Source organism: Carboxydothermus pertinax (assembly GCF_001950255.1).
Classification (GTDB): Bacteria; Bacillota; Z-2901; order Carboxydothermales; family Carboxydothermaceae; genus Carboxydothermus; species Carboxydothermus pertinax.
Genome location: NZ_BDJK01000006.1, coordinates 135,495 through 147,946, shown reverse-complemented (window position 1 = coordinate 147,946; position 12,452 = coordinate 135,495). Strand labels below are relative to the sequence as shown.

General features: G+C 40.9%; 12 protein-coding genes. 4 read left to right on the top strand and 8 right to left on the bottom strand.

Annotated features, from left to right (window positions below; translation table 11 throughout):
* Window positions 1–52 precede the first annotated feature (52 nt).
* The gene (locus cpu_RS02110; protein ID WP_075858335.1) at window positions 53–808 is read right to left on the bottom strand and encodes a LytR/AlgR family response regulator transcription factor; all 756 of its coding nucleotides are present in this window, start codon (window positions 806–808) and stop codon (window positions 53–55) included.
* Window positions 780–2,123 carry a histidine kinase gene (locus tag cpu_RS02105; RefSeq protein WP_234970167.1) on the bottom strand — a complete coding sequence of 448 codons (1,344 nt, stop codon included), beginning with the start codon at window positions 2,121–2,123 and terminating at the stop codon, window positions 780–782. Before cpu_RS02105 ends, cpu_RS02110 begins: the two co-directional genes overlap by 29 nt.
* Window positions 2,124–2,249: 126 nt before the next feature.
* On the opposite strand from cpu_RS02105, the gene cpu_RS02100 reads away from it, so the two are divergent.
* Window positions 2,250–2,759: a LysM peptidoglycan-binding domain-containing protein gene (locus tag cpu_RS02100; protein ID WP_075858334.1), complete on the top strand. Its 510-nt coding sequence runs from the start codon at window positions 2,250–2,252 to the stop codon at window positions 2,757–2,759.
* 89 nt (window positions 2,760–2,848) lie between these two features.
* On the opposite strand, the gene cpu_RS02095 is transcribed toward cpu_RS02100, so the two are convergent.
* The 6 genes from cpu_RS02095 to cpu_RS02070 form a co-directional block, all read right to left on the bottom strand.
* The gene (locus tag cpu_RS02095) at window positions 2,849–4,060 is read right to left on the bottom strand and encodes an anaerobic glycerol-3-phosphate dehydrogenase subunit C (protein WP_077177119.1); all 1,212 of its coding nucleotides are present in this window, start codon (window positions 4,058–4,060) and stop codon (window positions 2,849–2,851) included.
* A complete protein-coding gene (locus tag cpu_RS02090; RefSeq protein ID WP_075858333.1) occupies window positions 4,053–5,231 on the bottom strand; it encodes an anaerobic glycerol-3-phosphate dehydrogenase subunit B in 1,179 nt (392 codons plus the stop codon). Before cpu_RS02090 ends, cpu_RS02095 begins: the two co-directional genes overlap by 8 nt.
* Window positions 5,224–6,810 carry an anaerobic glycerol-3-phosphate dehydrogenase subunit GlpA gene (gene glpA, locus cpu_RS02085; protein WP_075858332.1) on the bottom strand — a complete coding sequence of 529 codons (1,587 nt, stop codon included), beginning with the start codon at window positions 6,808–6,810 and terminating at the stop codon, window positions 5,224–5,226. The genes cpu_RS02090 and glpA overlap by 8 nt, the downstream gene beginning before the upstream one ends.
* A 229-nt stretch (window positions 6,811–7,039) precedes the next feature.
* Window positions 7,040–8,542 carry a glycerol kinase GlpK gene (gene glpK / locus cpu_RS02080; RefSeq protein WP_075858331.1) on the bottom strand — a complete coding sequence of 501 codons (1,503 nt, stop codon included), beginning with the start codon at window positions 8,540–8,542 and terminating at the stop codon, window positions 7,040–7,042.
* A gap of 31 nt (window positions 8,543–8,573) precedes the next feature.
* Window positions 8,574–9,284, bottom strand: a complete 711-nt coding sequence (locus cpu_RS02075; protein ID WP_075858330.1) for an MIP/aquaporin family protein — start codon at window positions 9,282–9,284, stop codon at window positions 8,574–8,576.
* Window positions 9,285–9,635: 351 nt separating this feature from the next.
* Window positions 9,636–10,208, bottom strand: coding sequence for a glycerol-3-phosphate responsive antiterminator (locus cpu_RS02070; protein WP_075858329.1), 573 nt, complete (start codon window positions 10,206–10,208; stop codon window positions 9,636–9,638).
* A 131-nt stretch (window positions 10,209–10,339) separates the two neighbouring features.
* Between cpu_RS02070 and cpu_RS02065 the strand changes: the two genes are divergently transcribed.
* The 3 genes from cpu_RS02065 to cpu_RS02055 all read left to right on the top strand — a co-directional run bounded on the left by cpu_RS02065 (window position 10,340) and on the right by cpu_RS02055 (window position 12,451).
* Window positions 10,340–11,488, top strand: a complete 1,149-nt coding sequence (locus cpu_RS02065) for a PIG-L deacetylase family protein (protein ID WP_075858328.1) — start codon at window positions 10,340–10,342, stop codon at window positions 11,486–11,488.
* Between the two features lie 68 nt (window positions 11,489–11,556).
* Window positions 11,557–12,087, top strand: coding sequence for an RNA polymerase sigma factor (locus tag cpu_RS02060; RefSeq protein ID WP_075858327.1), 531 nt, complete (start codon window positions 11,557–11,559; stop codon window positions 12,085–12,087).
* Window positions 12,080–12,451: a hypothetical protein gene (locus cpu_RS02055; RefSeq protein ID WP_075858326.1), complete on the top strand. Its 372-nt coding sequence runs from the start codon at window positions 12,080–12,082 to the stop codon at window positions 12,449–12,451. The genes cpu_RS02060 and cpu_RS02055 overlap by 8 nt, the downstream gene beginning before the upstream one ends.
* Window position 12,452 lies beyond the last annotated feature (1 nt).

The window sequence follows — 12,452 nt, the reverse complement described above, 5'->3', positions numbered from 1 at the left end:
CCTAAAAGGTAAAAAAAAACCGCTAAAAGGCTTAATTTATACCTTTAACGGTCTAAAGTCCAAGAATTTTTCTAAGTTTCTTCGCCTGAGCCCTACTAACCGGCACTTCACTCTTCTCTTTATCGTCAACCACCAGAGTATATGTCCCATTAAAAAATGGTACAATCTCTCTAACTTTTTGCAGATTTACTATAAAGCAACGGTGACAGCGAAAAAATACGGTAGGATTTAATCGGGCTTCTAGCTCTTTTAAAGTAAAACGAGTAAAATATTTATCCTGAAAAGTTTTAATATAAACATAATCCTGCTCCGTATAAGCATAGATTATATCCTGTTCACCTACCAAAACAGTTTTTCCACCTTTTTCCGCTGGAATTCGGTCAAGTCTGCTTCCTTCCCGGGAAAAAGTTACCTCTCTCTCTTCTTTGGCAAAACCATTTTCCTGAATTAATTTTTTCACTTTCTCCACTGCTTTTTGAAGCCTCTTGGGCTCAATAGGTTTTAAAAGGTAATCAACGGCATTTACCTCAAAGGCCTTTAAGGCATATTCATCATAAGCAGTTACAAAAACTACGTACGGCGGACGCGGTAGGGCATTTATTTCTTTGGCAAGTTCCAATCCAGATAAGCCGGGCATTTCAATGTCTAAAAACAAAAGGGCATAATCTACTGCCCGAATTAAAGCTAAAGCTTCACTGGCAGTCGCCGCCTCTCCCACCACTTCGATTTCAGGAATTTCCCCTAAAAGATAACGGAGCTCCTGGCGAGCAGGATACTCATCATCCACTATTAATGTCCTGATTTTCATTCTCCCTCTCCCCCTCTTTCTCCGTTCTTATCGCCGGGATCGAAAACCGCACAGTAGTTCCCACCCCCAGCTTGGATTCTATTTTAAGACCGGACTCCCGGCCATAAAGACTAATTAAGCGTTCGTTTACATTGGACATGCCTACCCCATTACCCGAGCCAAAGCCCGGCTCTAACACCCGACTTACAAGATGCGGAGCAATCCCTACCCCGTCGTCTTTTATTTCTACTATAATCCTATCCTCCTCCCGTAAAATTTTAATTAAGACTGTCCCCTGAGTTTCTTTAGGCATAATCCCGTGTTTCACAGCATTCTCTACTATTGGCTGGAGGGTTAAAACCGGAAATTGATAGTTTAATAAATCCCGGTCGATCTCCCGCATTATCCTTAGCTTTTGGCGAAAACGCGCTTTTTCTAATACCAGATAAGTATTTACATAATCCAATTCTTCTTTTAAGGTTCCAAACAATCCCGGACTTTTTAACGTTTGCCGGAAAAATTTTGACAGGTGAATTAAAAGCTTTCGGGCTAATTCCGGATTGGTACGGTTAAACATAATAATTGTGTTTAAGGTATTAAAGAGAAAGTGAGGATTAATCTTGGCCTGCAGTGCTTCTAACTGGGCTTTAGTTACCATTTGCGCCTGACGGTCTAATTCTGCTATTTCCATTTGCAGATTTAAAATCTGCGCTATACCCATGGCAAGCTTTACCGTTTGTGCTGGCATCTCACCCTTCTTGGTCTGGTAAAGTTTTATTGTTCCAACAACCTCACCCCTGATTTTTAAGGGTACGACAACAGCAGCTTGTAAAGGGCAATCACAATCTTTCACCGAACAAATATATTTTAAGCTATGGTCAATTATCTTTAACTCGCCAGTACGAATAGCTTCTTTGGTAGCAAAAGTCCGAATGGGATCGCCAATTTTATGCCGTTCACACCCTACCCCTACATAAGCCAGCACTTTTTCCCGGTCGGTAATTGCCACCGCTTCCATATCGCTTATTCGCTGAATGATCTCCGCTATTTTCCCGGCTGTTTCTACGTTTAAACCCTGCTTTATAATGGGCAACGCTTCGTTTGCTAACATTAAAGGGTTTAACCGGTCTTGAACCTCTTTATTTAATGTTATGATTCTAAAAGACCTGAAAAAGTAGCTGGCAATAAAAACTCCCGCTAAATTTATGACAAAAAGAAGAGCTAAAGGCAGAAAAAGTGATCTATTGATCCCCCAGGAAAATGAAAATAAAAGAAAAAGAATTTCAATGGTGGTCATTACTCCAGCCAGAAAAATGAGCTTTAAAAAGGGCTCCAAACTCCCACCCCGTGTCTAAATTTTCTTAATTTTATTATAATTTAATTTTCTAAAAAATAAATAGCTATTTTATTTTCAATAACAGTTTTTTGCTTTTCGTCATATCTTAGTATAGGGGTGATAATTATGTTTAGAGAGAATCAACGACCCTGTCCGGGCATCACATATGTTGTTCAGCCGGGAGATAGCTTATTTAAAATAGCGCGCCGGTTTGAAATAAAGCTAAGTGACCTTTTACTCCACAATCCCGGCATCCGCAATCCCTGGAATTTAAAAGTTGGGACTGTGCTTTGCATTCCCTTCGGCCCACCGCCGCTTTATAAATCAATTGAGCTGCTAGATGAATCCGGTAAACCCCTCCCTAAAGAGGGAAACTTTATTAAACTTGCAGCTAAAACTACAGTTAGGGTAACCTTTTATAATAAAATTACTCACTTGTATCTTATGCTCACACCGACAGGTACGGACACTTTTACCTCATCAAAACTTATTAAAATTATCTCTTTACCCGAAAAAACAAATCAAGTCTCTTTTATCTGGGAACCGGCAGCCGGAACTTTAGGCTATATGTTTTTAATTTCCTGCAACGACCGAATCTGCACTCAATCGGATAATATTGGTGTGTACCGGGAGTAGCAAAAAGCGGTTTGCAAGAGCCTGCAAACCGCTTTTCCTATTTTCTAGACGGTAAAAACCAGTCTAAGTCACAACTATCTCGGCAGGTTTTAATCGTTTTCTTTTAAGTTTGATGCTAACAGTTCTAAAGGATGGTATACCCGAAGGCCGCTTACATTATGAAGCTGCACTCCACACATCCCACACTCAGTTACCAGAGCCTCGGGATTTATCTTTTTTATAGCTACTTTTAAATTTTCACCTATAGCCATGGTAATCGGCTCTTTTTCCGCCTTAAGACCATAGCTTCCCGATAAACCACAGCAGCCTGCATCTAAAGGCATTACAGTATCAACCATCACTTCATTTAAAAGGTCAAGTCCGGGAGTACCCACCCCTGCTGCTTTTAAATGGCAGGGCTCATGGTAGGCATATTTCCCCCTTAAAGCTTTACTTTCTAAAATATCTTCAAATTCTAAACATCCCAAAAACTCCCCGGCATCATATAAATAAGGAACTACTTCTTTTGCTTCCTCAATTCCAAGTAAACCACCGTATTCTTCCTTAAAAGTTAAAAGGCAGCTTGGACAGCTAAATAAAACCGGCATTCCGTCTTTTACATATTTTTTAAGTTCATTTATATTATGAAAGGCAAACTGTTTGGCCTCTTCTAAACGACCGTTACCGATTGCCGGTTGCCCGCAGCACTTGAACTCAGGTACCACTACTTCATAATCTAATGCGTTTAAAATTTTCACTAACGCCTTCCCGGTTTCGGGTTTATTGTACTCGGCAAAACAGCCGGGGAAGTAAACTACTTTCTTCGCAGCTTTAGTTACTTTTTGCTGGTAACCTTTAAACCAGCGGGAAAAACTTATAGGGGCATAAGGGGGGAAAGGGATATTAGCTGAAATACCAAAAAAGCTTTTTCCTATTAACCGCAAAATTTTAATCCTGGTAAAAAAGTTTATTATTCCGGAAAAATTTACAGCAATTTTACCTAAAAAGCGGGGATTGGCAAAAAGCTTTTCCCTAAGTCCAGATCCTTCTTTTTTAAGTTTTGCCGCCCGGGTAAGCTGATTTAAAGCTGCCACCGGCACCCCCGAAGGACAGGCAATTTCACAGTTTTTGCAGTTGGAACAATACTCTATCCCCTCGGGAAATTCATTTTTTGTCTCTCCGTTTAAAGATAAGCGAAGCCAATCAGGACCGGAAGCTTTAGGCCCAGGAAAGGCAGGATTTACCTTAACTACCGGACAGTTTACGGTACAGGTTGAACATTTTGCGCACTGATTTAATGTTTCTTCGTTAATGTTAAGCACTCTCCTTCACCCCGCTTTCCCTCACCGCTAAAATGCCAGCTTTATAACCGGTGGCCAGAGCTAAGCCAAGCCCGGAATTATTTTTTAGATAATTAGTATGGGCTAAGATATCACCTGCGGCAAAAAGGTTAGTTAAGTCCTGCCGGGGCCGCAAAAAGTTATCAGTAATTATCCCGGAGCCTAAAAAATTATAGTTTTCGGCAAAATCTTCTGGCGTGAAAACTTTTGCGCCAAAAATCGGTTCTACCACGTTTTTGCCATTAGCAATAATACCTTTTCCCCAAAAAGAACCGGTAGCTAAAACAAAGGATTTGGCATAAACCTCTTTTACCCTGCCACCAGCTTCTTCCACCAGGACTGAAATAACTTTTCCTGCTTCTTCTTTATATCCTTTCACTTCCGCATTGTGTATAAATTGAACTCCTTTTTGTTTTAGACTTTTTACTAAAGCTTGATAAACTCTCTGTCCCGGAATTGAAGGTAGTCCCCCGGGAATCTCTACCACCTTAGCCCCAAGCTCTTTTTCCAGTTCTAAATAAAGTTTTTCTCCTAAATTTCCCAATACTGCCGGAAAGGCAAAGACGGTTTTAGGCTTGACATGAGGCTTTAAAAAGGTAATAAGCCTATCTTTAATAGGGTTACTTCCTAAAGCTAACGCAAGATAGGTGGGGTTTAGATTTTTTTCCTCCACCACAAAATGCACTTCACCGGTTTCTTTTAGGTTGGGGAAAAATCCGCTTTTTTGGGCATAGTGTAAAAATAACTCTGGCGAAAACTCAAAATATCCTTTAAATCCTACGGCAACAAGGCGTTCAAACTGTTCCGGCTCTTCTACATGCATGCTCTCGGGGACAAGACAGGTAGTTTTTACCGTCCCAAGGGCGGTTAAAACTTTAGCCGTAGCCTCAGGAGTACCGTAATAAGTTAAATCCTGCTCTTTTACCAAGCTCTTAAAAAAGTTAAAGCTTTCCTGTACTACATCCTGGACTTTGGAAAGGGGATTGGCGCTATCCCTTTCTAATTTTTTCAAGTTAAAATCGATGCATCCCGAGGATAAAGTTAAAGCACCCTGGCCTTTAGTTATCACCAGTACTTTTTTTTGCTGATTTACGGCCGCCCCCGCCGCCATTAATCCGCTCATCCCAGCACCAATAACTACTAAATCATTCATTCGCTGTACCTCCAAAAAGCCCAAAATTACAGCCGTATAATCCAGCAGTTAATTCCGCTTCCCTCAGTGCCTCCCCAAAAAGCACCGGCTTTTGCCCGGAATAACGGTGGCTTAAAAACTCCTTTAGCTGATTTATGGGGGATTGGGGTTTTTGTCTTAACTCGGAAAAAGCAGCCATAAGGCTTTTGTAAGCACAGTTTAGCCCCTGGCAGGTACCCATCCCTAGCCGGGTTTTCCGCCTTAAATCCTCAAGATTATGAGTATCTTCCCAGCTTGCAACTTCTTTTAATTCTGCAACAGTTATCCCTTCACATTCACAAAGAATCTGCTTTTCTTCCTTAATATTATCAAGCCTATCCTTAATTCTGGAGGCTCGAACAAAATAACGGCGGACAATCCGATTTTCTAAATTTACCTTAGCTTCAGGAGTTAGCGGCAATTCAGCGGTTTTACAGGGATTGCCAATGCCAAACATCCTTGTTATATAATCACCGGTTTTTTCGGCCATTAAGCGGTAGGTGGTAAGTTTACCTCCCACCAGACTAATTAAGCCTTTTAAACCGTCATTTTTCTCGTGGTCAATGATTACAAAATCCCGGGAAATGCTCCGGCTGTCCTGAGCATTGGCGTTATTACCCAGATAAAGGGGACGTATACCCGCAAAAGCCCGGAGCATGCGGTAATTATCGACATCGGGTATAAGCTCCCGTCCAATGGTTAAAAGCCGCTCCACTTCCTGGGCTGTGGGTTTTAAATCTTCCGGACTTTCCACATTAACCGAAGTAGTGCCTAGTATTGTTATGGTATGGTGAGGAACCCAGATATCTCCATCGCTAGGCGGTCGAAGGCGATTTACCACTCCTGTAAACAACCGGTGGTTAAAGGCAATTAAGGTTCCTTTATTTTGAAGGACGCCAACTTTTACTCCCGCAAGCTCGGCTACCTTGGATGCCCAGGCTCCAGCAGCATTCACCGCTAAAGAAAACTCCACTACCACTTCTTCACCGGTAAGGGTAGAACGAAGTTTTGCCGCGGTAAGCCTTCCGTTTTGTTGTTCAAAACCAACAACCTGGTGGTAGGTTAAATATTTTCCGCCAAACTCTTTTGCCTGCCAGACATTGGCCCAGGCCAGGCGAAAACCGTCTATGGTGCCGTCGGGTACAGTAAAAACCCGCCGAATTTCCGAAGTTAAAAAAGGATACTTATTCTTAAACCCTTTGGGGTCAATCTCCTCCACCTTTATTCCTGCTTCTTGGCAGCCAGCAAGCCACTTTGAGGTAAATTCCGGATCATCCGAAGCAAGCTCCACAAAATAGCCCCCGGTTTCTTCCACACAGGACGGCGCAATCTTTTTTAAGATAAGGTTTTCTTCGATACATTCTTTAGCTGCATTCGGATCTTTTACCGCATACCTGGCACCGCTGTGTAAAAGGCCGTGAAACCGCGAACTCGCCCCATGGGCAATATCTTTCTGCTCTACCAGCAAGGCATCTATACCCCTTAAAGCCAAATCTCGTAAAAGCCCAGTGCCTGTAGCTCCTCCACCGATAATTAAAACTGTTGTTTTTAGTTTCTTCATTAATATCCCCGCCTGTTAGTTAAATTCACGATTTTCTGCGGGCTAAAGCCCGCCCTACAGTTTAAAAGGTCTCCCAAAATTTACTGTGGTCAATGATCGGTTGTAGGTCGTAAGTTACCGACCACTTATCATTGACGGCCGAGCACTATAAAAAAGCCGTATAGCCATCCTCTGAAGGATGGCAATACGGCGATCAATGTCTCCAGCCAGACTATTTTCTTTTACTTTTTTACTCTTCGGTTTCCCAATCCCGGGCTCTAGTTACTGCACGCTGCCAGCCCTTATAAAGCTTTTCTCTTGTTTCCACATCCATCTCCGGCTCAAAACGACGGCTTACTTTATACTTAGCTTTAAGTTCATTCTTATCGGCCCAGAAACCAACGGCTAAACCTGCTAAGTAAGCAGCTCCCATCGCAGTAGTTTCAATGTTTACCGGTCGTTCTACCGGAACACCCAGGATATCCGCCTGGAACTGCATTAAAAGGTTGTTGGCAACAGCCCCACCGTCTACTTTAAGAGCCTGAAGTTTAATGCCCGAGTCAGCTTCCATCGCTGATAAAACATCCCGGGTTTGATAGGCCATAGATTCTAATGCAGCTCTTACAAGGTGGTATTTGTTAGTACCCCGGGTTAAGCCAACAATCGTACCCCGGGCCCGCATATCCCAGTAAGGAGCACCCAGTCCGGCAAAGGCCGGAACGATATACACTCCACCGGTATCGGAAACTTTGGAAGCAAAATATTCGGAATCTGCTGCACTTTCAATAAGTTTTAAGCCGTCTCTTAACCACTGGATAACTGCACCGGCAATAAAAATACTTCCTTCCAAAGCATATTCTACCTTACCGTCAATCCCCCAGGCAATGGTGGTTAAGAGGCCGTTTTTAGATTCATAAACTTTATCACCGGTATTCATCAGCATAAAGCATCCGGTACCATAGGTATTTTTAGCCATTCCCGGTTCAAAGCAGGTTTGACCAAATAAGGCCGCTTGCTGGTCTCCGGCAATCCCGGAAATGGGAATTGCGTGTCCAAAGAAGGTATTGGGATCAGTTTTTCCATAAACAAAACTAGAAGGTTTAACTTCCGGCAACATCGAAGCGGGAATCCCCAGTTCTGCTAAAAGCTCTTCATCCCATTTTAACTCCCGAATATTGTAAATCATGGTCCTGGAAGCATTGGAATAGTCAGTAACATGTACTTTACCGCCGGTTAACTTCCAGACAAGCCAGGTATCAATGGTACCAAATAACAGTTCTCCTCTTTCCGCTTTTTCCCGGGCCCCTTCAACGTTATCTAAAATCCACTTAATCTTTGTACCCGAAAAATAAGCGTCAATTACCAGCCCGGTTTTATACCGTACCTTTTCTTCCAGCCCTTTGGCTTTTAATTCATCGCAAATTCCAGTAGTTCTCCGGCACTGCCAGACAATAGCGTTGTATACCGGTTTTCCTGTTGTTTTATCCCAGACCACCGTTGTTTCCCGCTGGTTGGTAATCCCTATAGCTGCAATTTCTTCAGGACTCACATTGTAGCGGGCCAAAAGTTCTGCGATAACGCCATACTGAGTGCTCCAGATTTCCTCCGGATCATGTTCCACCCAGCCTGGCTTAGGATAATATTGAGTAAACTCTTTTTGGGCAACCCCCACAATATTGCTGTCCCGGTCAAATAAAATTGCCCGGCAGCTGGTAGTACCCTGGTCTAACGCCAATACATATTTTTTCGTCACAAAATTCCCTCCCAGTTTGTATTATACTTGACTAAAATACCATTTGATATAAAATCGCCCCAATTAAACCGCCAATGATCGGACCTACAATCGGCACCCAGGAATACGCCCAGTCGGAACTTCCTTTGCCAGGAATAGGTAAGACTGCGTGTGCAATTCTGGGGCCTAAATCCCGTGCCGGGTTAATTGCATAGCCTGTAGGACCACCAAGGGATAAGCCTAATGCCCATACCAAAATACCCACTAAAAGGGGAGCTAAACCAGATGCAGCAGGTTCCTTATTTACGCCTAAAGCAAGTACCCCAAAAACTAAAGCAGTCGTTCCAATAATCTCTGTTAGAAGGTTTGCGGCATAATTTCTAATAGCAGGACCGGTACTAAATACACCTAATTTTGCTCCTGGATCATCGGTTTCCGCCCAGTGGGGAAGATAAGCAAGCCATACTAAAACACCGCCAATAAATCCACCTAAAACCTGAGCTAAAATATACATAGGAACTTTTGACCAGGGAAACTGGCCAAGATAAGCTAAAGCAATAGTTACCGCAGGATTTAAATGAGCACCACTTAACTTTCCAGTAGCATAAGCCGCAACAGCCACCCCAAAAGCCCAACCTGCAGTAATAACAATCCAGCCGGAATTTTGACCTTTAGATTTGTTAAGTGAAACGTTTGCGACAACGCCACCACCAAATAAAATAATAATTGCCACACCAATTAATTCGCCAATAAATGCGGTCATTGTGGTTTTCCCCTCCTGAAATTTTTAGTAGAAATTAAAATGCTTTAAAGAGACTTTTACTACCCCCTCTATCCAGCTCACCCCTCCTCTTCTTAAGTATAAAAAGAAAAACCCTCCTAAGGATACAAACAACCTGTACCCAAATGGAGGGCTCTCCTTTTCTCCAGCCCGCATACAGTATCCTCAATAGTTTGTTAAAAGAAAAGAGCCTTTTAGTAAAAGGTACCACCCTTTACTAAAAAGGCTCTCCTTTTCTCCCGCCTCAAATCTTCACCTGCTATTAAGTGTAGTCAAAGTAAATTAATTTGTCAATATATTTTTACTTTTCAAAAAATGTTCTTTTTTTCACAATTATATAACACCGTTTAAATACCACAGGGCTGTTTTATTTGTACTAACCGCCGAAAAGCCTTTGGACAATGCTTCCTTTAAATCTTCTTCCCCTTGAATTAGTCCTCCGCCAATCACCGGAAGGCGGGAAGCTTCTTTTATTTCCTGGACAATTTTTGCCGGAACGGTCGCCGGTAGTATTTCAACACCGTGAGGCTTGGACTCATTAAGCTGCTTTAAGCCGCTTCGCACTGCCTCCGAGTCAATGATAAAAAGCCTCTGGATGGCAATAATCCCTTCTTTTTTAGCCTGCCGGGCAATAGAAGTTTTGGTAGTAATAATACCCTCTACTCCGGCTTTTACTAAATACTTGACTGCCGCCTCATCTTTACCTAAGCCCTCAATTAAATCAAAATGTACGATTAACTTTTTCCCCGAAGACCTGGCGTGCCTTAGATAATCTCCCAGGGAATTAATATCCCCAAACAATAAAAACATAATTTTCACCGAGGGTATAGTTAAAACCTCGCGAAAATCAACAGGGGTTCTAATAGCTGGAATAACTTTTTGCTGGTTTATTAAGTCTATTAACACGTAATTCTGCCTCCCTTAATAACGGTTTACCATTTAAAAGTTTACTACTTTTTACGGAAAAAGCCAAAAATTTTTTTAAAGACGCAACTTTTTCTCTTACTTTTTCATCAATAAAAAAAGGGTGAGAAAAAATGAGAAAAAAAGCTATCTTGTTTGCAATGAATTTTCTAATATTATGGTTGGTGTATAATGTTTTCTTAAACAAAGATTTTAGCTACGCTCTTTTAAACGTTAAACCGCAAGAAAAAATTTTAATTGTGGCTCCTCATCCCGATGACGAACTTTTAGCCGCCGGAGGATTACTCGTCCAATCTAAAGAAAAAAACGCCAAAATAATAGTGGTTTACCTGACTGCCGGTGACGGTTTTACGCAAGCCGTAGAAGTAAATTATAAAGAGCTTAAGCCTAAAACTGTTGATTATATTAATTTTGGCCGTTTAAGAATTACGGAAACTTTAAAGGTAAAAAACTATTTAAAGATTGACCGGATTTACCACTTAACCTATCCTGATGGTTATTTGAAAACATTATTGTTTCAATATTACGATACCCCTTTTACCTCTCCCAATACCGGTTTTAATTCCCAAAGTTATTCGGAGAGCTATAAACCAGGACAGCCTTTTACTGGAAAAAATTTAATTGAGAATTTAGGGGAAATTATTAAAAAAGAAAAACCGGATATGGTTATCTTCCCTTCGGTTTTGGACAACCATCCGGACCATAGCTTCGGGGGGTTTGCCACCAGTGTGGCTTTAAGGGAAATAGATTATCAGGGAAAAACTTATACCTACCTGGTTCACAGCTACTTTTGGCCCAACTACGGAAAAAAGTTTAAGCTTCCCCGGGTTTTAACGGAAAATAAACTAAAATTCTCCGTTGTTTCTTTAAATGATTTTGAATACGCTAAAAAAACAGATGCCCTGGCTTTATATCATTCCCAACGCAGAGTTATAGGAGCCTTTATGAAGCTTTTTGCCAAAGACGATGAAGTATTTCTTCCCGAAAGCAGTACCGCCAATACTGTCTGGAAGCGCGGCTCTAATGTTTTACATGCCCAGGTATTTGCAGACAAAGTGCTCATAACATTTGCTAAAAACCAGCAGGATAAGCTTGCGGTCTATGGATTTAACCTTCAAACCAGGAAAACATTCAGAATTATAAAAAATGTGAATACCTGGGAACAGAACATTACTATTCCTTTGGAAGGTCATGGTATATTTATCATAGAAAGTTATAAAGGGAAAAAAATAAGCAATAAAACATTACCATTTAACTATTAAAAAATTATTAATTGCAACTTTTGCAAAAAAAATCTCCTCTATATTTTTAGAGAAATGAGTTGAGCATAATGGACGATAAGCTTATTCCGGTTATAGCAAGGGCAAGAAACGGTGATGACCAGGCGTTTGAAATCTTAGTCCACATTTATTACCAGAAAGTTTTAAACTTTTTTAAGGGAAAATTACAAGACGAGCATATTTCCTTAGATTTAACCCAGGAGGTTTTTGTCAAAGTTTTACTTAAGGTAAAAACTTTAAAGAAGGAAAACAACTTTGAAGCCTGGCTTTTTACTATTGCCCGGAATGAACTAAATCATTTTTTACGGCAAAAACACAAAGACAAACAAATATACCAAAAAATCGTCGAGGAATTTCCAAAGGAAGAAAGTTTTAACCTGAAAAGTTCTGAAGTTGAGGAATTGCTAAAAGAACTTCCGGAAAAATACCAAACAGCTTTAAAATTATTTTATCTTGAGGATAAAAGCATAAAAGATATAAGTTTAATCACTAAAAACCCGGAAAACACGGTAAAATCCTGGCTGTACCGTGGAAGAGAACTTTTAAAGTCATTGTTACTGGGGGGAGATAAAGATGATTGACCCGCATATAGCTCAGAAAATTATCGACCACGCTTACGAACAAAGGCGTTTATTAATCTACCGCAAACTTAAGTTCTGGCTATCTTTTTATTTTATGCTGTTAAGTTTTCTTGTTTTAGAAACTGCCGCCTTCATCTTTCATTTCTTTAAAAGCCGCCTGCACCTTATTTTTTACGCCGCGTTGCGCGATGGGGTTTTATTTGGCCAAAAAATCACCTACTATTTTGAAGCTTTAATGGAACGTTTTCCATTTGAAATTTTATTCTTTATCCTGATAACTATTTTCTTTATTTCTTTTTCCAGTAAACGTTTTAAACTTTTTGAAAGTCAACTAAATTTAGTTTTAATCCATAAGGAGATGTAAA